Annotated in this window: 23 protein-coding genes and 1 tRNA gene; 13 read left to right on the plus strand and 11 right to left on the minus strand. The window is 68.2% G+C overall.

Annotated elements, in window-relative coordinates:
* The first annotated feature begins 56 nt into the window (after positions 1–56).
* From AC07R7_RS22380 to AC07R7_RS22395, 4 genes are all read left to right on the plus strand, one after another.
* Positions 57–515 carry an Lrp/AsnC family transcriptional regulator gene (locus AC07R7_RS22380; protein WP_395445708.1) on the plus strand — a complete coding sequence of 153 codons (459 nt, stop codon included), beginning with the start codon at positions 57–59 and terminating at the stop codon, positions 513–515.
* Between the two features lie 99 nt (positions 516–614).
* Positions 615–2,045 (plus strand): sensor histidine kinase, encoded by a 1,431-nt coding sequence (locus tag AC07R7_RS22385; protein WP_494636637.1) that lies wholly within the window; start codon positions 615–617, stop codon positions 2,043–2,045.
* A gap of 49 nt (positions 2,046–2,094) precedes the next feature.
* Positions 2,095–3,498, plus strand: coding sequence for a glycoside hydrolase family 47 protein (locus tag AC07R7_RS22390; protein ID WP_494636638.1), 1,404 nt, complete (start codon positions 2,095–2,097; stop codon positions 3,496–3,498).
* A 140-nt stretch (positions 3,499–3,638) separates the two neighbouring features.
* Positions 3,639–4,643 carry a glycerophosphodiester phosphodiesterase family protein gene (locus AC07R7_RS22395; RefSeq protein ID WP_494636639.1) on the plus strand — a complete coding sequence of 335 codons (1,005 nt, stop codon included), beginning with the start codon at positions 3,639–3,641 and terminating at the stop codon, positions 4,641–4,643.
* Here the strand turns inward: AC07R7_RS22395 and AC07R7_RS22400 are convergent.
* Complete coding sequence (locus AC07R7_RS22400; protein ID WP_494636640.1) at positions 4,579–5,037, minus strand: hypothetical protein; 459 nt, start codon at positions 5,035–5,037, stop codon at positions 4,579–4,581. The genes AC07R7_RS22395 and AC07R7_RS22400 overlap by 65 nt on opposite strands.
* 146 nt (positions 5,038–5,183) lie before the next feature.
* Here AC07R7_RS22400 and AC07R7_RS22405 point away from each other — a divergent pair, with 146 nt between their 5' ends.
* Both AC07R7_RS22405 and AC07R7_RS22410 read left to right on the plus strand, forming a co-directional pair.
* Positions 5,184–5,465, plus strand: a complete 282-nt coding sequence (locus tag AC07R7_RS22405; protein ID WP_494636641.1) for a BrnT family toxin — start codon at positions 5,184–5,186, stop codon at positions 5,463–5,465.
* Positions 5,416–5,697 carry a BrnA antitoxin family protein gene (locus AC07R7_RS22410; RefSeq protein WP_494636642.1) on the plus strand — a complete coding sequence of 94 codons (282 nt, stop codon included), beginning with the start codon at positions 5,416–5,418 and terminating at the stop codon, positions 5,695–5,697. The genes AC07R7_RS22405 and AC07R7_RS22410 overlap by 50 nt, the downstream gene beginning before the upstream one ends.
* A 40-nt stretch (positions 5,698–5,737) precedes the next feature.
* On the opposite strand, the gene AC07R7_RS22415 is transcribed toward AC07R7_RS22410, so the two are convergent.
* From AC07R7_RS22415 to AC07R7_RS22445, 7 genes are all read right to left on the minus strand, one after another.
* Positions 5,738–5,814: transfer RNA gene (locus AC07R7_RS22415), tRNA-Met, on the minus strand.
* 44 nt (positions 5,815–5,858) lie between these two features.
* Positions 5,859–6,914 (minus strand): glycosyltransferase, encoded by a 1,056-nt coding sequence (locus AC07R7_RS22420; protein WP_494636643.1) that lies wholly within the window; start codon positions 6,912–6,914, stop codon positions 5,859–5,861.
* A gap of 69 nt (positions 6,915–6,983) precedes the next feature.
* The gene (locus tag AC07R7_RS22425) at positions 6,984–8,108 is read right to left on the minus strand and encodes an NAD(P)/FAD-dependent oxidoreductase (RefSeq protein WP_494636644.1); all 1,125 of its coding nucleotides are present in this window, start codon (positions 8,106–8,108) and stop codon (positions 6,984–6,986) included.
* Positions 8,109–8,116: 8 nt separating this feature from the next.
* On the minus strand, positions 8,117–8,407 hold the full coding sequence (locus AC07R7_RS22430) for a hypothetical protein (protein ID WP_492835946.1): 291 nt from the start codon (positions 8,405–8,407) through the stop codon (positions 8,117–8,119).
* A gap of 47 nt (positions 8,408–8,454) precedes the next feature.
* The gene (locus AC07R7_RS22435; RefSeq protein WP_494636734.1) at positions 8,455–8,733 is read right to left on the minus strand and encodes a type II toxin-antitoxin system RelE/ParE family toxin; all 279 of its coding nucleotides are present in this window, start codon (positions 8,731–8,733) and stop codon (positions 8,455–8,457) included.
* 5 nt (positions 8,734–8,738) lie between these two features.
* Positions 8,739–9,044, minus strand: coding sequence for a hypothetical protein (locus tag AC07R7_RS22440; RefSeq protein WP_494636645.1), 306 nt, complete (start codon positions 9,042–9,044; stop codon positions 8,739–8,741).
* Between the two features lie 41 nt (positions 9,045–9,085).
* Positions 9,086–12,517, minus strand: a complete 3,432-nt coding sequence (locus AC07R7_RS22445; protein WP_494636646.1) for an indolepyruvate ferredoxin oxidoreductase family protein — start codon at positions 12,515–12,517, stop codon at positions 9,086–9,088.
* A gap of 142 nt (positions 12,518–12,659) precedes the next feature.
* On the opposite strand from AC07R7_RS22445, the gene AC07R7_RS22450 reads away from it, so the two are divergent.
* The 7 genes from AC07R7_RS22450 to AC07R7_RS22480 all read left to right on the plus strand — a co-directional run bounded on the left by AC07R7_RS22450 (position 12,660) and on the right by AC07R7_RS22480 (position 18,239).
* Positions 12,660–13,157: an Lrp/AsnC family transcriptional regulator gene (locus AC07R7_RS22450; RefSeq protein WP_125155882.1), complete on the plus strand. Its 498-nt coding sequence runs from the start codon at positions 12,660–12,662 to the stop codon at positions 13,155–13,157.
* Positions 13,158–13,228: 71 nt separating this feature from the next.
* A complete protein-coding gene (locus tag AC07R7_RS22455) occupies positions 13,229–14,506 on the plus strand; it encodes an MFS transporter (RefSeq protein ID WP_494636647.1) in 1,278 nt (425 codons plus the stop codon).
* 95 nt (positions 14,507–14,601) lie between these two features.
* Positions 14,602–15,495 carry a pirin family protein gene (locus tag AC07R7_RS22460; protein ID WP_494636648.1) on the plus strand — a complete coding sequence of 298 codons (894 nt, stop codon included), beginning with the start codon at positions 14,602–14,604 and terminating at the stop codon, positions 15,493–15,495.
* A gap of 104 nt (positions 15,496–15,599) precedes the next feature.
* Entirely contained in the window at positions 15,600–16,619 is a 1,020-nt protein-coding gene (locus tag AC07R7_RS22465) for an adenosine deaminase (RefSeq protein ID WP_494636649.1), read from the plus strand.
* 18 nt (positions 16,620–16,637) lie between these two features.
* Positions 16,638–17,606 (plus strand): magnesium/cobalt transporter CorA, encoded by a 969-nt coding sequence (gene corA, locus AC07R7_RS22470; RefSeq protein ID WP_494636650.1) that lies wholly within the window; start codon positions 16,638–16,640, stop codon positions 17,604–17,606.
* Between the two features lie 44 nt (positions 17,607–17,650).
* A complete protein-coding gene (locus AC07R7_RS22475; protein WP_004620875.1) occupies positions 17,651–17,839 on the plus strand; it encodes a type II toxin-antitoxin system HicA family toxin in 189 nt (62 codons plus the stop codon).
* Positions 17,840–17,843: 4 nt separating this feature from the next.
* Complete coding sequence (locus AC07R7_RS22480; RefSeq protein ID WP_494636651.1) at positions 17,844–18,239, plus strand: type II toxin-antitoxin system HicB family antitoxin; 396 nt, start codon at positions 17,844–17,846, stop codon at positions 18,237–18,239.
* Positions 18,240–18,249: 10 nt separating this feature from the next.
* Here AC07R7_RS22480 and AC07R7_RS22485 read toward each other — a convergent pair whose 3' ends face one another.
* From AC07R7_RS22485 to AC07R7_RS22495, 3 genes are all read right to left on the minus strand, one after another.
* Positions 18,250–18,741 (minus strand): DUF2199 domain-containing protein, encoded by a 492-nt coding sequence (locus AC07R7_RS22485; protein ID WP_494636652.1) that lies wholly within the window; start codon positions 18,739–18,741, stop codon positions 18,250–18,252.
* Positions 18,742–18,795: 54 nt separating this feature from the next.
* Complete coding sequence (locus tag AC07R7_RS22490) at positions 18,796–19,782, minus strand: DegT/DnrJ/EryC1/StrS family aminotransferase (RefSeq protein WP_494636653.1); 987 nt, start codon at positions 19,780–19,782, stop codon at positions 18,796–18,798.
* Positions 19,783–19,900: 118 nt separating this feature from the next.
* The gene (locus AC07R7_RS22495) at positions 19,901–21,475 is read right to left on the minus strand and encodes a class I adenylate-forming enzyme family protein (RefSeq protein WP_494636654.1); all 1,575 of its coding nucleotides are present in this window, start codon (positions 21,473–21,475) and stop codon (positions 19,901–19,903) included.
* Positions 21,476–21,539: the final 64 nt, after the last annotated feature.

Consider the following 21,539-nt stretch of genomic DNA (forward strand, 5'->3'; position numbering starts at 1 on the left):
TGCAAAGTCTGCCATGATGAGCTTCAATTTTGGCAGATTCTGCTCAAGAGGCGCGCATGGACACCAAGGACCGCCAGATCATCCGCGAGCTGCAGAAGGACGGCCGCCTGACCAATCAGGAGCTGGCCGAGCGGGTCAACCTGTCGCCCTCCCCCTGCCTGCGCCGGGTGCGCAACCTGGAGGCCGAGGGGGTCATCACCGGCTATACCGCCCTGGTCGACCAGAAAGCCTACGGCCTGCCGATCACCGTCTTCGTCCGCGTGCGCCTGAACAGTCCCAGCCAGGACCTGATCACCGGCTTCGAGGCCCAGGTGCAGCGCATCGACCAGATCCTGGACTGCTTTCTGCTGGCGGGCAGCGACGACTATCTGTTGCGGGTGATCGTCGACAGCCTGGAGGCCTATGAGGCCTTCATGCGCCGCAAGCTGCACGCCATCCCCGGCATCGCCTCGATCGACACCAGCTTCGCCTATGGCGTGGTCAAGCAGACGCGGGTGTTTCCGGTGGCCAGCTGAGCCCAGTCGCTTCGCCCTGGCAGGTGCGGCAATTCGTCCAACAACCTGTCACGGGAAATTCAGCGCCGGTAGCGACCGAGACCGCTACCATAAGGCGCGATGAGCAACGAAGCGCCGCCCCAGTCCAGGCCTCAAATGGCCGGCTCGCCCAGCGTCACCACGGCGCTGAAGCACGCGCCTTTAGGCATCGCGATCTTCGACAACCAGATGCGCTACCTGGCCGCCTCGCGGCAGTACCTGACCGACCAGCACCTGCCGCCCGACATGCCGCTGATCGGCCGGCGACACTACGACGTCTTCCCCGAGATCCCGCAGAAGTGGCGCGACCTGCACGCCCGGGTCCTGGCCGAGGGCGTCGAGCTGCGCCACGAGGGCGACCCCTACGTCGACCGCGACGGCCGCACCGAATGGATCCGCTGGTCGATGGCGCCGTGGCGCACGGACCCCACTGACGATGGGGGCGGCGAGATCGGCGGCCTGGTGCTCTACACCGAGGTGGTCACCGCCAACGTCGAGGCGCGGCTCAAGCTGGAGGCCGCCGAGGCCCGTTATCGCGCCGTGTTCGACCAGGCGGCCATGGGCGTGGCGCGCCTGACGCCCACCGGCGAGATCCTGGAAGCCAATGACAGCTTCTGCGCTCTGCTGCGGCGCGACCGCGACGCCCTGCTGGGCGTTGCCCTGCAGAGCCTGGTGCATCCGGACATGCTGGATCAGACGCTCCTGTCGAGCGCGGCCCTGCTGTCGGGCGAGATCGAGACCTGCGCGGCCGAGCGGCGGTTCCTGGTCGGCAATGGCGACCTCTGGATCCACCTGACCGCCTCGATGGTCCGCGTCGACGGCCAGCCGGCCTACATCCTGGCGATCATCTCCGACATCAGCGCCCGCAAGGAGGCCGAGGACGCCCAGGCGCGCCACCAGAGCCAGCTGCGCCTGCTGATCAACGAGCTGAACCACCGGGTCAAGAACACCCTGGCCACCGTCCAGTCGATGGCCGCCCAGACCCTGCGCAACGAACCCGACCCGGTCGTGGCCTTCGAGAAGTTCGAGGCGCGGCTGCTCGGCCTGTCGGGGGTGCACGACATCCTGACCCGCGAGAGCTGGCACGGCGCGGAGCTGCGGGAAGTGGTCGAGCGCGCCCTGCGCCCCTTCGACCAGGCCAGCGAGCGCTTCACCATCGAGGGGCCGGCCGTGCGCCTGCAGCCGGGCGGGGCCCTGACCATGGCGTTGATCCTGCACGAGATGGCCACCAACGCCCTGAAGTACGGGGCGTTGTCGAACGCCGCGGGCCGGGTGTCGCTGTCGTGGACCTACGACCCCGATAGCCGCGCGCTGGAACTCCTCTGGACCGAGACCGGCGGTCCCGTGGTGACCCCGCCCACCCGCAAGGGCTTCGGCTCGCGCCTGATCGAACGCAGCCTGGGCGGCGAGTTGAAGGGCGCGGCGACCATGGACTACCGCCCCGAAGGCCTGAGCTGCGTCCTGCGCGCCCGCCTGCCCGAGGCCCCGGCGAACGAAACCTCGACCGGCTAGGTCGGTCGCCCTCTCGCCCAGGCCCGCGGTCGCCGTTAGGTTGGGTTCCATGACGCTCGCCCGACTCACCCGCCGCTCCGCCTTCGCCGCCCTCGCCGCCGCCGGCCTCGCGCCTGGCCTGGCCTTGGCCGCGCCCAAGAAGAGCCAGCCGAAAGAGGACTGGAAGGCCCTGGCCGCCGACGTCCGCAAGGAGTTCCAGTGGGCCTGGCAGGGCTATGTCGCCAAGGCCTGGGGCAAGGACGAGATCAATCCCGTCAGCGGCACGTCGCAGTCGTTCTTCGTCGAGGGCCACGATCTCGGCCTGTCGCTGGTCGAGGCGCTGGACACCCTGTGGATCATGGGCCTGGACGCCGAGTTCCAGGCCGGCGTCGACTGGGTGAAGTCGTCGCTGAGCTTCGACGTCAATGGCGAGGCCCAGGTCTTCGAGACCAATATCCGCCTGGTCGGCGGCCTGATCTCGGCCCACCTGGCCTGCGGCGACCCCGTGCTGCTGGCCAAGGCCAAGGACCTGGCCGACCGCCTGCTGAAGGCCTTCGACGCCTCGCCCTACGGTCTGCCCTGGCGCTACGTGAACCTGAAGACCGGCGCGGTCCGCGATCCCGAGACCAATCTCGCGGAGATCGGCACCTACATCACCGAGTTCGGCGTGCTGAGCCAGCTGACCGGCGACAAGCGCTATTTCGACGTCGCCAAGAAGGCGATGAAGCATGCGCTCGACAAGCGCTCGAAGATCGGCCTGATGGCCGCCAACATCGATGCGCGTACGGGCGAATGGATCAGCCGCACGGCCAGCATCGATATCTATGCCGACAGCTTCTACGAGTATCTGTGGGACGCCTGGGAACTGTTCGGCGACGAGGACTGCAAGCGCTGGGCCCAGGAGGTCACCGCCGCCCAGCTGGCCCACCAGGCCAAGCGCTATGACGGCCGCCTGTGGTTCCCGATGGTCGACTATGAGACCGGCGCGGTGCTGAACACGTCGCAGAGCGAGCTGGCCGCCTACTATGCCGGCCTGCTGGCCCAGGTCGGCTTCAAGACGGAGGGCGACGACTACCTGGCCTCGTTCACCGAGATGCAGGCGATCTATGGCGTCATCCCGGAATCGATCGACGTCGCCACCCGCCAGGCGCGCCGCAAGGCCACCGGCCTGCGCCCCGAATATGCCGACGCCTGCCTGAACCTGTGGCTGCTGGACCGCGACGACCGCTATCGCCAGCTGACGGCGATCCACTATCGCGAGATGAAGGCGACCAGCCGCGCCGCCTATGGCTATACCGCTCTGAAGGACATCACGACCAAGCCGATGACCCAGGGCGACAACTGCCCCGGCTACTGGTGGTCCGAGCAGATGAAGTACTACTACCTGATCTTCTCGGACACGCCGCGCATCGACTACGCCAAGCTGCAGCTCAGCACCGAGGCCAATGTCCTGCGGGGCTTCCGAAAGGTCTAAGGCCGCTCGCTCAGGACAACTTGTCGCACTGAAAGCCTGAGGCGCCTCCGCCTTGGCGACGTCATCCCAATGAGTCCGAACCGCCGCACGGCTGTCGCCTGAATCAGCGATGCAGTGGGAAGGGCTGGGGAGCTTTGACCATGCGACTTGATGCGCTTTCGATCGCTTTAGCCATCGCGACGCTGGCGGGTTCGGCGCATGCCGCCGACCCGCGCCAACGCCTCTACGATCCGGCCGACGGCGTCATGGTGGTGGCTCACCGCGCCTGCCACGCGCCCGCCCCGTCGCGCGGCCTGACGAGCGCCGTCCCCGAGAATTCCATCGCCGCCCTGGAACGCTGCATCGCCCTGGGCGTCGACGTCGTGGAGATCGACGTGCGCCGCACCCAGGACGGCGCCCTGGTCCTCATGCACGACGCCAAGGTCGACCGGACCACCACCGGCAGGGGTAAGGTCTCGGACCTGACCCTCGGCGAGCTGCAGGCCCTGCGCCTGAAGGCCGGCGACCAGGCCACCGACGCCGCGCCGCCCACCCTGGGCGCCTTCCTCAAGGCCGCCCGCGGCCGCATCCTGGTCAATATTGACCTGAAGGAAGGCTCGCCCGCACGGGTCGCCCGCCTGGTCAATGACGTCGACGCCGCCGACTGGGTGCTGTTCAAGGCCCGGGTCGGTCTGGGCGACGCGCCGATCGCGGACCAGCCGCTCTACAAGAACCTGGCCTTCATGCCGATCGTCGGCGGCAAGGGCGCCCCGCGCGCCGTCCAGTTGGCGGAGATCGCCACCGCCCAGGCCTCGGGCGCGCGGGCGATCCCGGCCATCGAGCTGGGCGCGCTGAAGAAGGACGGCTTCATGGCCGTGCGCGACGCGGCCCGCGCCGCCCGCGTCCGCCTCTGGACCAACACCCTGGCCGGCAAGGGTCCGAAAGGATTGCCCGACGCGGCCGGTGATACGCGCGCCCTGATCGATCCCGGCAAGGCCTGGGGCGGCCTGATCGCGCAGGGCGTCAGCGTCGTCCAGACCGACTATCCGGCGGCGCTGCTGGACTATCTCGATGGCCAGGGCCTGCGCGGCGGCGCGGCGATCACCGTCGCAGACGCGCGATCGTCTTTTCCAGAGCCGCGCGGCGCTTCGCCCCGGAGCCGCTGAGCGCGACGGCCTCGGCGTCGAGCCCGCGGCGACGCTGTTCAAGGTCGGCCTCGGCGTCGCGTTGTTCGGTCTCGGCGGCGTCGAGCACGGCTTCGGCCTCCGCCAGCGCCCGCTTCCGCCTGGCCTCGGCCCGGTCGTCAACCTTCTTGGCCTTGGGCTTCGGCAGCCTGTCGACCGCCGACTTCAACCCGCCCTCGGCCCGCCGGATCACCGCGCCGGGCGCGGCGAGAGCGGCCTTGGCGTCGGGCGCCTCCGGCGCCTCCTCGGCGACGCCCTCCTTGAACAGATCGCGATCGGTCTCCCAGGCGGCCAACGCCTTGACGCGCGAGGTCTCGGCCACCGTGTAGCGGTGGAAGCCGTCCGACCACGTGAAGACCTTGAGCGCGCGCGCCATGGGGCGAGAACGGGCGACGCCGAGAAGCCGTTGCCTGCTCGCGTCGATCGCGCTATTTTCGTAGCTACAAAAAATCATATCGCAAAGGGCGATATTTATATCAATGCAATCTATGGGATAGTTATGTCGGAGGGAGTGCTTCCGACATGGATATCGAATTCGATGAGGAGAAACGCCGAAGAACGCTAGAACAGCGGGGTCTGGATTTCGTCGACGCGGTGAAGTTGTTCGAGGGCGCCGAGTTCACTCTTCCCGACGACCGAGCGGACTATGGCGAGGAGCGCTTTTTTACCGTTGGTTTCCTAGACGAGCGAATGGTCCTGATTGTTTGGACGCCCCGTGGCGAAACCCGCCGTATCATCTCGATGAGAAAATGCAATGCCCGAGAACAAGCCAGATTCAGAGGACTCGTGGGTCGATCCGGATGACGCGCCGGAATGGACTGCTGATCATTTCGCAAGGGCGCAGTTTAGCATCGGCGGGAAGGTCATCAGACCCGCCAATGGCACTTACATGCGCCCTGGCCGCCCAAAATCCGCCAATCCCAAGAAGCAGGTCACCTTGCGCCTGGACCAGGAGGTGATCGAAAAGCTGCGCGAAGGCGGGCCTGGCTGGCAAAGCCGCGCGAATGAGATCCTCAAGAAGGCCGTCTGCGCCTAACTCGGAAGAGATTGAATTTTAAGGAGAAAATATTCCGTCCTGGTGGCGGGGGGCGGGATCGAACCGCCGACCTGTGGGTTATGAATCCACCGCTCTAACCATCTGAGCTACCCAGCCATAGCCAGGACGGACGGGGGTCATACTCCCGGGCGCGGTTGGCATCAAGCCTTAGAATTGACGAGCATTCCGTCCAGCGCGGCCTCCAGACGCCGCGCCAGTTCGTCGGGTCCGTATTCGGTCAGCACCAGTTCGCGCGCCGCCGCGCCCAGCCGTCGGGCCGTATCGCGGTCGCTGATCAGCTCGCCCAGGGCCTCGGCCAGACGGTCGGGGTCGTCGTCGGGCACGAGGCGGCCGGTGATCCCCTCCTTGAGGATCTCGACCGGCCCGTCGATCTCGGTGGCCACCACCGGCAGGCCGACCGCCATGGCCTCCAGCAGGGTCAGCGGGAAGCCTTCCTGATGCGAGGGAAAGGCGAACAGGTCGCCCGTGGCCAGAAAGCCCGCGATATCGTCGGTCCAGCCCGTCAGCTTCACGCACGGATCGAGATCCAGCGCCTTGATCAGCGCCTCCAGGTCGGCGCGCTCGTCGCCCTCGCCGGCGATCTCGCAGGTGACGTCGACGTCCCAGGCGCGCAGCTTGCCGACCGCGCGGATCAGGACGTCGAAGCCCTTCTTGGCGTGCAGCCGGCCAGCGGCGACGATCTTCACCGGCCTGTCCTCGCGGGCGAAGGGCCTGGCTCGGACCTTTGGCGGCCGGACGGCGTTCTGAACGACGTGAACGTGATCCGCGGGCGCGCCGCGCTCCAGGGCCAGATTCGCCAGGTGCTGGCCGACGCACAGATAGTGGGTTCCCGGCGTCACGTCGAAGCTGGGCTTGTGCACGCAGACGGCCTGGATAACGCCGGCCGGGGCGGCCTTGGCGAACACCCGCGCCGGACGCTGGCCGTGGCTGAGGATGATCGCCGGCCTGTTCGCCCGAACCACGGCGCGCGCCGCGCCGAGGGTGATCGGATCCCAATCGGTAAAGGCCGGCATGGCGGTCAGGGGCGGGGTCCGTCCGGCTTGCGCGGCGGCCACCTTGCCGCCCTTGCGCACCACGCCGACGCACCGGCCGCCGCGCTTGGCGGCCCAGGCCTCGAGGATCGGCTGGTAGTCGAGAAACACCTGCTCCAGGCCGCCCAGACCCTTGCCCAGCATGGCGTGCAGCAGGTTGGTCAAGGCGAACTCCGGGGGCAGCGTATAAGGCGGCGGACCATCGGCGGGCGCCGATCCAGTGTCAACGCGAAGCTAGATGGCCGGCTCCTTCAGAAGGCGAGCGGCGACCGTCTCGCCGATCGCCAGCGAACTGGTCAGGCCCGGGCTCTCGATGCCGAACAGCGCCATCAGGCCTTCGAAGTCGTGGTCCTCGACGCCACGCAGCTGGAAGTCGGGCTGCGGTTCGTCCGGTCCGTGCAGCTTGGGCCGCACGCCGGCGTAGTCGGGCTGCAGAGCGCCGTCGGGCAGACCCGGCCAGAACTTGCGGATATAGGCGGCGAAGGCCTCGGCCTTGGCCGGATCGACCGAATAGTCGGGCGCGGGGACGTATTTCAGGTCCGGCCCGAACACCGCCTGGCCGCCCAGGTCGTTACGGTAATGGATGCCCAGCGCCCCGTGGATCGGCGGCGGATAGATCAGACGCTGGAACGGCGCCTTGCCGGTCAGCCGGAAATAGACCCCCTTGCCATAATGGGCCGTGGGGATGTGGTCGGCCGGATAGCCCTCGATGCGGCCGGCGACCTCCTGCGACGACAGCCCGGGCGCGGTGACCAGCAGGCGGCAGGTCAGGGTGGTGGGATCCGCCCCGCCCGCGCGCACGGTGAAGCCGCCGCCCGGCAGCGCCTGCGCGCCCTCGAACGGCGTCGACAGCACCACCGCCCCGCCGGCGGCCTCGATCTCGCCCTGCAGGGCCAGCATGTAGTCGTGGCTGGCGAAGACGCCGCTCTGCGGCGACAGCAGCGCCGCGTGGGCGTTGAGGCCGGGCTCCAGGGCGCGGGCCTGCTCGCCGGTCAGCCGCGCCATGCCCTCGACATCGTTGGCCAGGGCCTGGTCCCATATGGCGTCAAGGCGCGGGATCTCGTCGTCGGACGTCGCCACCACCAGCTTGCCGCAGCGCTTGTAGGCGACGCCGTGCGTGTCCAGGAACGCGTACAGCAACCGCCGCCCTTGCACGCACAGCCGCGCCTTCAGCGATCCGGTCGGATAGTAGAGCCCGCCGTGAATGACCTCCGAATTGCGCGACGAGACGCCCTGGCCGATGTGGCTCTCGGCCTCCAGCACGGCGACGATCAGGCCCCGCATGGCGAGCGCATAACCACAGGCCAGGCCCACCGCGCCCGCCCCGACAACGACAGCGTCGAAATCGAAATCAGCCATGGGAACACCTAGGATCCGGCCTGGGCCTTCAGGTCCGCCAGCATGTCGGACAGCGAACGCTTGCCGCCGACCCAGTCGGCGGGGTCCTGCGTCTCGACCACTTCCAGCTTGTCCAGCAGAGCCTCAAGCTTCTCCGGACCGCCGACAATCTCCGCCGCCCGCCGATAGTTCAGCTCGGCCAACTCCGCGGCGACGCCCTCATCCAGCGAGGCGAACTCGCCCCGTTCGACCCGCGCCTGCAGGTCGGCGGCGTCCTCGGCGTTGAGGGTGACGGTCACGGGGTTCGGAGGCTTGTTCATGGCGGGAACCTAGCACGAACCCCGGAGCGCGCCACGCAGGTCCCTGATCATTTCAGCGCCACCGGCCTGCGCGCGCCACGCCGGACACTGAGGATGAGGATGTCCGTTGCTCGTATCCGATACAGGATCACATAGGGCGAAACTGTTACACCGCGCACGGCGGAGCCGTATTGCGGCTTCAGTCCGTAGCCTTCAGGCGCGTTGGCCACACTCTCGCAGCGCTGAAGCAGCTGAGCCACGAAAGCCACTGCGGCCTGGGGCTTATCGCGCTCTATGTCCTCGCCTATCCGGCGGATTTCCTTAGCGGCCAGCGCGCTGAGACGCACTGGCTTCAAGCGCGGTCGTCCTGGGCGGCAAAGCGCTCATATTCGTCTTTCAGCGCATGCAGGAACTCGAAAGCGTCGACCTCGCCGACATGCGCTTCGGAATCGGCTTCGATCCGCCCCGCCAGAGCCTGAAACGCCGCCTCGCCCCCAACCAATTCGACGGCGCGAAAGTGCTCAAGCTCCAGGAGCGCGGCCGTGACGGCCTCATCCAGACTGCCGAACTCTCCCGAGGCGACGCGCGCGCTAAGTTCCTCCACCGCGCTGCTGGGAAGGGTCACTGAAACCGAAGCGTCGCGAACCGGCTTGTTCATGGCGGAAAGTCTATCACAGACTTCCCGCCACGATACGGTGGTCAGCTACCGCCCCACTGCGCCCACAGCTTGGCCTCCGCCGCCTTGGCCGTGACCACCGAGGCGTCCTTGACGTGGCCGTAGCCGCGGATCTGCTGCGGGATCTCGGCGATCTTCACCGCCAGCGGCAGGCTCTCCGGGGAGAGGCTGGCGGCCAGGCGGTCGAGGGTCGTCTCGTAGGACGCCATCAGGCCGCGCTCCATCCTGCGCTCCTCGGTGTGGCCGAAGACGTCGAGCGCGCCGCCGCGCAGGCCCTTCATCCTGGCCATCATCGGGAAGGCGGCGTCGAGCATCCAGCCGCCGAAGGCGATCTTCTTGGGCTTGCCGTCCGGCCCCTTGGGGGCCAGCAGCGGCGGCGAGAGCCAGACCTTGGCCTTGCCGCCCTTGAAGGTCCCGGCCAGCTCGGCCTTGAAGCGACCATCAGTATACAGACGAGCGACCTCGTACTCGTCCTTGTAGGCCATCAGCTTGTAGAGATTGATCGCCGCCGCGCGGGTCAGGGCCTCGCCGCCAATGCCGGCTTCGGCCGCGCGGACCTTGGCCACCTTGTCGGCGTAGCGCTGGGCGTAGGCGGCGTTCTGGTAGGCCGTCAGCTCCTTGATGCGGTGGGCGATCAGGTCGTCCAGCGGCATGGTCTCGGGCGTGGCGACCTTGTCGTCCTTGACGGCGATCGAGGTCGGGTCGTGGGCCACGCGGCGGCCCAGTTCGAAGGCCTGCAAATTGGCCTCGGCGTCGACGCCATTCAGCTTGATGGCGCGATAGAGGGCGCGGCTGGAAACCGGGATCACCCCGCGCTGCCAGGCGAAGCCCACCATGATCATGTTGGCGTAGATGGCGTCGCCGAACTCGGTCTCGGCCAGGCGCTGGGCCGGACAGGCGTCGAAGGTGTTGGTCGCGCCCTTCACCCGGCGGGCCATGGCATTGCTGTCGAACTTGACGTCACGGCTGGTGACGAAGTCGGCGGTCGGGGCGAAGTCGCTGTTGCCGAAGGCGCGGGTGCGGTCCTTGGCGTAGAGCGACAGGCCTTCGGGCGAGGCCGCCACCAGCAGGTCGCAGGCGATCAGCACGTCGGCGCTGGCGGCCGGGACGCGGCCGCCGACGATAGTCTCTTCCGTCTCGCCGATCTTGACGTGGCTGAACACCGAGCCGCCCTTCTGGGCCAGACCCGTCATGTCCACCACGCTGCCGGCGCGGCCGTCGATGTGGGCCGCCATGGCCAGGATCGAGGCCACGGTCGTCACGCCCGTGCCGCCCACGCCCGTGAACAGGATCTTGCGCACGCCGGTCAGCGGCTCGAACTCGGGCAGCGGCGTCGACTCGGCGGTCAGGGCCGCCGGCGTCTTCTTGGACTGGGCGCTCTCGGCCCCTTCCAGGGTGATGAACGAGGGACAGAAGCCCTCGACGCAGCTGTAGTCCTGGTTACAGGACGACTGGTTGATCTTGCGCTTGCGGCCGAACTCGGTGGCCAGCGGCTCGACCGAGACGCAGTTGGACTTCACCGAGCAGTCGCCGCAGCCTTCGCAGACCAGCGGGTTGATGAACACGCGCTTCGTCGCCTTGGGCATGGAGCCGCGCTTGCGGCGACGGCGCTTTTCCGTGGCGCAGGTCTGGTCGTACAGCAGCACCGTCACGCCAGCCGTGTCGCGCAGCATCTCCTGCACGCGCATCAGGTCCGAACGGGGGAAGACCTCGACGCCCGGGGCCAGGTCGGTGACGCCCTCGTAGCGGTTCAACTCGTCGACGACGATGACGGTCTTGGTCACGCCCTCGGCCGCCAGCTGGCGGGTGATCTGGGCGGGGGTGAAGCCGCTCTCGGCGCGCTGGCCGCCGGTCATGGCGACGGCGTCGTTATAGAGCAGCTTGTAGGTGATGTTGGCCTTGGCCGCGATCGCGCCGCGAATGGCCAGCGAGCCGGAGTGGTTGTAGGTGCCGTCGCCCAGGTTCTGGAAGACGTGCTTCTCGCTGGTGAATGGCGCCGCGCCCACCCAGGTCAGGCCCTCGCCGCCCATGTGGGTGTTGAGGTCGGTCATCGGGTCGTTGAACCCGGCCATGTAGTGGCAGCCTATGCCGGCCAGGGCGCGCGAGCCCTCGGGCAGCTTGGTCGAGGTGTTGTGCGGGCAGCCCGAGCAGAAGAACGGCTTGCGGGCCTGGTCGGCGGCCAGGCTGACCGCGGCGACGCCGGCGGCCGAGACACGGTTCAGATAGGCGCGCGCCCGCTCCATGTGCGGGCCGTCCGGCAGGCGGTCGTAGATGGCGAGGGCGATTTCGGCCACCGACAACGAGCCGAGCTCCGAGAGCAGCGGCGCGCCGCGCTCGTCGACCTTGCCGATGATGCGCGGCCGAGCTTGCGCGGGAAGGTCATACAGCGCCGCGCGCGCCTGGGGCTCGATCAGGCCGCGCTTGTGCTCGATGACCATCAGGGTCTCGAGGCCGGCGGCGAAGGCGCGCAGACCCAGCGGCTCCAGCGGCCACGGCATGCCGACCTTGTAGATGGAGACGCCCAGGTCGGCGGCTTCCTGCAGGGTCATGCCCATGGCCGTGAAGGCCTCCAGCACGTCCTTGTAGGCCTGGCCCTGGCAGACGATGCCCAGGCGCGCCTTGCCCACCCGCACGTGCGAGGCGCCCAGCACCACGCGGTCGATGTGGTTGGCGCGGGCGAAGGCCAGGGCGGCCGGGAGCTTGTGGAGCCGCATGCGCCGCTCCTTCTCCATCGGCTGGTCCTTCAGCCGGATGCCCAGACCGCCGGGCGGGAATGGGAAGTCGGGGATGACGGCGTTGTGGCGATCCAGCGAGACGTCGATGGTCACGCCCGAGTCCATGGTGTCGGCCAGGGCGATCATGCCCGTCCACAGACCCGAGAACCGCGACAGGGCGATGCCGAGGACGCCATAGTCCAGCACCTCCTGGACGTCGGCCGGCGACAGCACCGGCATCTCGAAGTCCTGGAAGGCGAATTCCGACTGCGACGGCAGGGTCGAGCTCTTGCAGCCGTGGTCGTCGCCGGCCACCGCCAGCACGCCGCCGGTCGGGAAGGTTCCGGCGAAGTTGGCGTGCTTGAAGACGTCGCCGGTGCGGTCGACGCCAGGCGCCTTGCCGTACCACATGCCGAACACGCCATCATAAAGCGCGCCGGGGAACAGATTGGCCTGCTGGCTGCCCCAGACGGCGGTGGCGGCGAGGTCCTCGTTGAGGCCTTCCTGGAAGACCACGTCGTGCGCGGTCAGCAGCTTCTTGATGCGCGCGGCCTGCTGGTCGAGGCCGCCCAGCGGCGAGCCGCGATAGCCGGAGAGATAGCCCCCGGTGTTCAGGCCCGCGAGGCGATCAAGGCGCTTGCGATCCAGCAGGACCCGCAGCAGCGCCTGAACGCCAGTGATGAAGGCTCGACCATTTTCGAGCACATATTTGTCGTCGAGAGTGACTTCAGAGTGCCGCATGGCAAAAATTTTCCTCCGGGGTCTTCTCGCCCGTAACGCAATATCTTATAGAAGCGCGGAAATTGTTTGCCCAAGGCGTGCCCGACTCAGGCCCCCTTTGCGCAAAATTGGAGCGTCAACGCCCGCTTGGGGGAGGAATTTCTTGTCCGAACAACTCGACGCCGTGGATGCCAAGATCCTCGATCTCATCCAACACGACGCCGGACTGTCCGTCGCGGAGATCGCCGAACGGGTCGGCCTCTCGTCCAGCCCATGCTGGCGCCGGATCAAGCGCCTGGAAGACGCTGGCGTCATCCAGCGTCGCGTCACGATCCTGGACCGCGAGAAGCTGGGTCTGGGCTTCGAGGTCTATTGCACCGTCAAGCTGTCCCTTCCGACCAAGGAAAATCTGGACACGTTCGAACAGGCCGTCGCCAAGTGGGCCGAGGTCGTGCAGTGCGCCACCGTCACCGGCGCGGCTGACTATGAGATGCGCATCGTCACCCGCGACATGCGCGCCTTCGACGAGTTCCTGCGCGAGAAGCTGCTGTCGCTGGGTCTGGTCAGCAACATCGAGAGCCGCATCGTCATCCGCGGCGTCAAGAACTCGACGGCCGTGCCGCTGGGTCTGGTGAGTCCGTACGTCAGCCCGCTGGGCTGATCCTTCACGATGGCGCGTGGCGGCCCTGGAGCCGTCCGCGTCGGTCTTCCGACACCTTGGGGAGAGGCCAGATGGCCCCATCGAGCGCCGCCGGCGCGTCGACGCGACGCGTGCTGGCCGCCAGCCTGATCGGCACGGCGGTCGAGTTCTACGACTTCTATATCTACGCGACCGCCGCCTCGCTGGTGTTCGGGCCGCTGTTCTTTCCCGCCAGTTCGCCGGCCATGCAGCTCCTGGCCTCCTACGCCAGCCTGAGCGTGGCCTTCATCGCCCGCCCGCTGGGCTCGATCGTGTTCGGCCATTTCGGCGACCGCATCGGGCGCAAGTCGACCCTAGTGGCCTCGCTGCTGATCATGGGCGGCTCGACGCTGCTGGTGGCCTTCCTGCCGACCTACGCCACGGCCGGCTGGGTCGCGCCGTTCCTGCTGTGCCTGCTGCGCTTCGGCCAGGGCTTTGGCCTGGGCGGCGAGTGGGGCGGCGCGGCCCTGTTGGCGGTGGAGAACGCCCCGCCCGGCTTCCGCGCGCGCTTTGGCATGTTCCCGCAGCTGGGCGCGCCGGTGGGCTTCATCGCCGCCAATGGCCTGTTCCTGGCTCTGGGCGCCGTCCTGACGCCGGAGCAGTTCCAGGCCTGGGGCTGGCGCCTGCCGTTCCTGGGCAGCATCCTGCTGGTCGGAGTCGGCCTGTGGATCCGCCTCAAGCTGACCGAAACCCCCGCCTTCCAGGCCGCCGCCCACGCGGCCCCGCCGCCGCACGTGCCGGTGGCCGAGCTGCTGAAGACCCACGCCCGCGAGACGATCGGCGGCACGTTCGCCGTCGTCGCCTGCTTCGCCCTCTTCTACCTGACCACCGCCTTCTCGCTGGGCTACGGCGTCACGGCCCTCGGCTATGACCGCCAGGTGTTCCTGGGCGTGCTGCTGGTCGCCATCCTGTTCATGGCCGGCGGCATCGTCTGGGCCGGCTACTGGGCCGACAAGACCAGCCCCCGCCGCGTGCTGATGGCCGGCTCGCTGCTGACCATCGCCGCCGGCGCGGCCCTGGCGCCGATGATGGGCTCGGGCTCGCTCTGGACGATCGGCGTCTTTCTGTCCCTGGCCCTGGTGGTCATGGGCCTGGTCTATGGCCCGCTGGGGGCTTGGCTGCCCAGCCTGTTTCCGGCGCGGGTGCGCTATACCGGCTCGTCGATCGCCTTCAATGTCGGCGGGGTGATCGGCGGCGGCATGACCCCGGCCATCGCCCAGGCCCTGGCCACCCATGGCGGCCTGAAGCTGGTCGGCCTGTATCTCGCCGGCGCGGGCGCGATCAGCCTGCTGGCGCTGCTGCCGCTGAAGAAGGCCGCCGACACGCTGTAGGGATCAAAAACGCGAACCTTGCATTGCCGGCTTTGCACAAGACGCGGCGGTCTTGTCCCAGCTAAGTTCCGCGTATTCCTTCCCGGAGCCGACCCATGATCGACCTCGTCATCGAAGCCCGCCGCCACGACATCGGAAACTTCGAGGTTGGCCGCGTGCTGCCCTTCCACGCCAAGCGCATGGTCGGCCCGTTCACTTTCCTGGACCACATGGGGCCGGCCGACTTCGCGCCGGGCTTCTCCAGGAGCGCCGACGTCCGCCCGCATCCGCACATCGGCCTCTCCACCCTGTCCTACCTGTTCCAGGGAGAGATCACCCACCGCGACAGCGTCGGCTCCGAGACCGTGATCAAGCCGGGCGAGGTCAACTGGATGACCGCCGGCTCGGGCATCACCCACTCCGAACGCTTCGAGACCCTGCGCCGCCAGGGCGGCCGCATGGACGGCATGCAGGCCTGGATCGCCCTGCCCAAGGAATATGAAGAGATCGCCCCCAGCTTCAGCCACCACGAAGGCCAGGCCGAGCTGCCGTCCTACGAGAGCGGCGGGCTGAAGGCGCGGCTGATCGCCGGCGAAGCGTTCGGCGCCAAGGCCAATGTGCCGGTGTTCTCACCGCTGTTCTACGTCCACTGGGAGCTTGAACCGGGCACGACCGCGGCCCTGCCGGCCGAATATTCCGAGCGCGCGGCCTATGTCGCCGACGGCCGGGTCGAGGTCGACGGCCGCGAGCTCTCGGCCCTGCAGATGGCCGTGTTTGCGCCGGGCGAGACCGTGGTGTTCAAGGCGCTGGAGCGCTCGACCGTCATGCTGCTGGGCGGTGAGCCGATCGGCCCGCGCTTCATGGAGTGGAACTTCGTCTCCTCGTCCAAGGACCGCATCGAGCAGGCCAAGGCCGACTGGAAGGCCGGCCGCATGAAGCTGCCCGACCTGGACCACGACGAGTTCATTCCGTTGCCGGAAGGCCCGCCGAAGACGCCGCAACCGCTCTAGGCAGGCGCCTGTCCTCTCCGCACTGGCGGCGGACGGACGGGTCCTGCACATAAAGCTTGGGATGACAGTTGAAAGGCGTCGCTAGGGAGGCTCATAACGTCCGCATGATCGACACCGCCTCCATCGAATTTGTCCGCGGCCTCCCGAAAGCCGAATTGCACATGCACATCGAGGGCAGTCTCGAGCCCGAGCTGATGTTCGAGCTGGCCCAGCGCAACGGGATCACCCTGCCCTTCAAGTCGGTGGACGAGATCCGAGCCGCCTACGCCTTCTCCAACCTGCAGGACTTCCTGGACATCTATTACCAGGGCGCGGGGGTGCTGATCACCGAGGCTGACTTCAAGGACCTGGCCCTGGCCTATTTCAAGCGCCTAGCCGCCGACGGCGGGACCCACGCCGAGATCTTCTTCGACCCCCAGACCCACACCGATCGCGGCATCGCCTTCAACACGGTGATGAAGGGCCTGCTGGCCGGCATGGACGAGGCCGAGAAGACGCTGGGCGTCACCTCCAAGCTGATCCTCTGCTTCCTGCGCCACCTGTCGGAAGAGGCCGCCTTCGAGACCCTGGAACTGGCCAAGCCCTGGCTCGACAAGATCGCCGGCGTCGGCCTCGACAGCTCCGAAGTCGGCCACCCGCCGGCCAAGTTCGCCCGGGTGTTCCAGGCGGCCCGCGACCTGGGCCTCAAGATCGTGGCCCACGCCGGCGAGGAAGGCCCGCCCGAATACGTCTGGGAAGCCATCGACGTGGTGAAGGTCGACCGCATCGACCACGGCAACCGCGCCCTGGAGGACGAGGCCCTGACCGCGCGCCTGATCGCCGATGGAACCACCCTGACGGTCTGCCCGCTGTCGAACCTGAAGCTGTGCGGCGTGCCCAGCCTGGACGTCCATCCCCTCAAGAAGATGCTCTCCCTGGGCCTGAAGGCGACCGTGAACTCCGACGACCCGGCCTATTTCGGCGGCTACCTGCTGGAGAACTACATGGCCACCGCCGACGCGGTCGGTCTTACGCGGGACGAGATCGTCACCCTGGCCAAGAACAGCTTCACCGGCTCTTTCCTGACCGAGGCCGAGAAGGCCCGGCGGGTGGCGCAGGTCGAAGCCTACGCGGCCGCCCACTAGAGCCGTGAGCCCCTTCCAGTGAGTGTCGTCGCCGCCAGCGCCTATGTCGCCGGCCAGGCCGTTCGTCCGGTCAGCCTGGACGATCCGGACAGTCTGCGGCCGCGCGAGGGCGAGTTCGTCTGGATCGGCCTTGTCGAGCCCGACGAGGCCGAACTGCGCGTGCTGCAACAGGCCTTCCACCTCCACCCGCTGGCGATCGAGGACGCGCTCAATGCGCGCCAGACGCCCAAGGTCGATGTCTATGGCGACCAGTTGTTCGTCGTGGCCAAGACCGCCCATCTGGACAATGACCACATCGAATATGGCGAGACCGACTTCTTCGTCGGCCAACGCCACCTGATCACCGTCCGCCACGGGTCTGCCCGCGCCCACACCGAACTGCGGGCCCAGCTCGAGGCCGCGCCGGTCCTGCTGGCCCACGGCGTCGACTACGTGCTGCACGCGGTGCTCGACTTCATCGTCGACGGCTACATGCCGATCGTCGACGCCATCGAGGAAGAGCTGGTCGCGTTCGAGCGGCGGGCGCTGGACGCCTTCCTCAGCCGCGCCGAGATCGCCCGCATCTTCAACCTTCGCCGGGCGCTGATGAAGTTCAAGAAGCTGCTCGGGCCCATGACCCAGGTGGTCAGCGCGCTGGAGCATCACGATCTGCCCTGCATCGACAGCGAGGTGCGGCCCTATTTCCGCGACGTCCGCGATCATATCCAGCGCACCGAGATCCTGGTCGACGGCCTGCGCGAAGTGCTGACCTCGGTGTTCGAGATCTCCAGCCTGCTGGAACAGCAGCGCCAGGGCGCGATCACCCGCCAGCTGGCCGCCTGGGCCGCCATCCTGGCCGTGCCGACGGCCGTGGCCGGCATCTACGGCATGAACTTCGAGCACATGCCCGAGCTGAAGTGGCAGTATGGCTACTACGGCGTGCTGGCCGTGATCGTGGTGGTCTGCGGACTGCTGTACCGGCGATTCCGGAAGACGGGCTGGCTCTAGGCTCGCCTTGACGGCAAAGAAATTATACCCATAAATACACACTCATGAATAGTCGTGAGGTCATCTCCGCGCTGGAGGCCGACGGCTGGGTCGAGGTGGCCCGGCGCGGCTCCCACGCTCAGTTCAAGCACCCCACGAAACCCGGTCGCGTGACCGTTCCGCATCCCAAGCGAGACCTTCCGCTCGGGACGCTACGGTCGATCGAACGGCAATCGGGCCTGATCCTGAGGTGAGCCAATGACAAGCTATATCGCCCTCATCCACAAGGACGCCGACAGCGAGTTCGGGGTCTCCTTTCCCGACCTGCCCGGGTGCGTCAGCGTGGGCGCGACCCTGGAGGAGGCCCGCGCCAACGCCGAGGAGGCCCTGCTCTTCCACATCGACGGCATGGTCGAGGATGGCGAGTCCATTCCCGCGCCCTCGACCCTGGACGAGGTGATGGCCAATCCCGTGAACCGCGACGGCGCGGTGATCATCGTGCCCCTGAAGACCGCCCAGCCCAGGACGGTGCGGGTCAATATCACCCTGCCCGAGACCACCCTTCGCGATATCGACGCCTATGCCGAGACCCACGGCTTCACACGCTCGGGCCTGCTGGCGCGCGCCGCCAAGCGAATGATCGACGCGGCGTAGCGGGCCAGCCCTACTCCCCGCAAATCTCCAGGATCTCGTGGTGCCGCGCGGCGTCGATGCCGTCGCGCTGGTCCTGCGCCAGCCGGCTCTTGTCGCCGTCCAGCAGCATCAGGGTCGGGCGCTCGTCCGGGGTCTGGAACTGGATCAGCATCCGCGTGCCCAGCGTCGTGCCAGGATAGGGCGCGAGGCGATTGGCCAGCTTGGCCGGGTGCGGCGGCTCCTCGCGGCCGTCGGCGTCATAGAGGTCGAGATAGCGCTCGAAGACCTCGGCATCGACCTCGGCCCAGGCGCCCCAGCCGAAATAGTCGTCCGTCCCCTTCAAGGGCACGGGCAGGATGCAGCGGATGAAAACCCGGTCGCCCCACTGGCAGAGGTCGTCGTTGTAGCGGACCTCCGCGTCGCGCTCGTCCTCGGGGATCGCCCAGACCTCGTCGGGCAGGGTGAAGCCCCAGTCGAGGGACAGGGATTCCAGGGACTGGGGCTCTTGAGACTCTTCGGCCATCGCAACCTTCGGCGTGAATACGCGCCGATGCTTAGGCCAAGTCGGCCGCCGCCTCTAGGCCACCGCGTCGCGCAGGGCGTCGCACAGGCGGTCCAGACCCTCGATGTCGAGCCCCGGATCCAGGGTGATGACCACGGTCGAGGCCGCCAGGTGGTCGGCGGTCGGGGTGTCGTCGGCGGCCAGGGCGCGGTCGCGGACCGAGCAGCTGGCAGGGATCCCGGCCGCCTGGAGCTTCCAGGCCACGGCGCCGGCGTCGTCGGTCGGCAGGGACAGGGCGCAGGTCTGCGAGATCCAGCTCATGCCCCAGCCCGGCTGGAAGCCGACGCCGCTGTCCAGCAGCAGGACGCGCAGTTGCTGGGCCGTGCCGCACAGACGCTGGCGCAGGCCCGGCCAGGCGGCGAGGCCGTCGTCGCCGGAGAAGGGCGCGGCGTCGATGGCGTTGATCGGAGTGGCGTCCTCGCAGGCGACGAAGACGCCCGACCCAGAGGGCAGGCCCACGAGAACGGGGACCGGCGCGGCGATCACCACGTCGAAGGCGCCGGCGGCGTCGATCAGGATCGGCAGGCCGGTCTCGGCGCGGAAGGCGGCCCAGGCGCGCATGTCGGGCGCGCGGCCGTGGGCGGCGGCGGGAACGATGGCCTCCAGCGGGCCGGGCGCATCGGGCAGGCGCGCGCGCAGGTGGCCGGTGTCGAACATGGCGCTGAACGGGTCGACATCGACCAGCCAGGCCTTGAGCCCCGCGGCGGCGACGCCGGCCAGGGTTTCCGGATCGGCCAGGGCGGAGACGACGCAGACGCCGCCCTCGCGCGCGCCCAGCGCCTTCAGCGCCGCGGCGGTGGCCTCGACGCGGTCGGCGAAGGCGCGAACGGCGACGGGACGGGCGAACCGGGCGGCCAGGCGCTGATCGAGGTCCGAGCTGTGTCCGGCGACGCCGAGCGCGGCGGCGACCGCGTCGAAATCGATGGGGCCGCCAGAAGCGCGGATGAACGTCTTCGCTTGAGGAGCGGCGATCGGAGCGGCGGCGGCGGGCTTCGGGAGCATGGCTTTAGAACGCATTCCACGACGAACCGGGCGACCTCCATGGCCGCACCATATGGTTAAGCAACCGTATTCATCGATTCCGCCTGGCCTAATGCGGCGCGCCGTCGCGGCAAAAAGTTCACTGACTAGGCGAAACTTGCCCCGAAACTTGCCCCGAAACTTGCCAAGCGTCCCGCAGTTCGCGCTTAAGCACCTTGCCGATATGGCTGCGCGGCAGGCTGTCGACGATCTTCACATCGGCCAGGCGCTGGGTCTTGCCCACCTGGCCGTTGACGAAGGTCTTGATCGCCTCGGCGTCGGCCTCGCCCTTCACCGCCACGAAGGCCACAGGCGTCTCCCCCCAGGCGTCCGAGGGCACCCCGACCACCGCCGCCTCGACCACGGCCGGATGCTGGACCAGCACCGCCTCCAGGTCGGACGGATAGATGTTGAAGCCGCCGCTGATGATCATGTCCTTCTTGCGGTCCATCAGCGTGAGGAAGCCCTGCTCGTCGAAGCGGCCGACATCGCCGGTGCGGATGAAGGTCCAGCCCTCGGGCGAGGTCCAGATCGCCTCGGCGGTCTTGTCCGGGCGGCCGTGATAGCCGCTCATGGTCGCGGCCGAGCGGCCGACGATCTCGCCGACCACGCCGGGGCCGACCTGGACGCCGTCCTCGTCGATCAGGCGGATGTCGTGGCCCGGCGCGGGCTGGCCGACCGTGTGCAGCTTGTCCGGGTGCTCGTGGCACATCAGGATGCAGGTGCCGCCGCCCTCGGTCATGCCGAAATACTCGACCAGGCCGCCGGGCCAGCGCTGCAGCACCTGGGCCTTCAGCTCGGCGCCGAACGGGGCGCTGGTGCAGAACTTCAGATGCGTCGAGGACAGGTCGTAGCGGTCGAAGTCCGGCCGCTCCATCAGGCGGCGGTACTGCACCGGCACCAGCATGGTGTGGGTCATGCGGTGCTTCTGGGCCAGTTCCAGATATTTGCCGGCGTCGAACTTCTTCATCAGCACGACGGTCCCGCCGCCCGCCAGGGTGGGGAAGAAGCAGACCAGGGTGGTGTTCGAATAGAGCGGAGTCGACAGCACGGACACCGCATTGGGGCCGTAGCCGACCGCGTCGCCCCGGAAGACGTGCTTCCAGCGCATGCCGTGCGACTGGACGATGCCCTTGGGCGTGCCGGTGGTGCCGCTGGAATAGATGATGTTGAACGGATGCTCGGGCGTGATCGCGACCGGGCGCGGCGTCGCGCCTTCCGGAGCCAGCCAGGCGTCGAAGGCTTCGCCGGCGCCTGAACCGTCCAGGGCGATCTGGCGCACCGGGATCGGCGCGGGCCTCTGCGCTTCGGCGACGCCGGCGTCGAGGAAGAACAGCCTGGCCCCGCAGTCGGCGACCATGCCGGCGATGGCCTCGGGCGTCGAGGACGGCGCGATCGGGGCCACCGCGACGCCGACCCGCAGGCCGCCGAGGAACACCGCCGCGTAGGGGATCGACGACAGGGCGCAGACGGCGATGGCCTCGCCCGGCGCGATCCCGTCACGCTGCAGGGCGGCGGCGACGCGGTCGACCAGGGCGTCGAATTCCGCGTAGGTCACCGCCTCGCCGGTCTCCATGATCACGGCCGGATGGTTGGGGCCTTCCTGGGCGCGCTGGCGAAGAATGTCGCCCATCACGCCGTAGTCGGCGGACATCATGGCGGCGATGGTGGTCATGGGTAACTCCGATAGCAGGTCTGCGCAGCCCCCTCCGGCCCTTCGGGCCACCTCCCCCATAAAG

Source organism: Caulobacter sp. GW821-FHT05F04, from assembly GCF_059419665.1.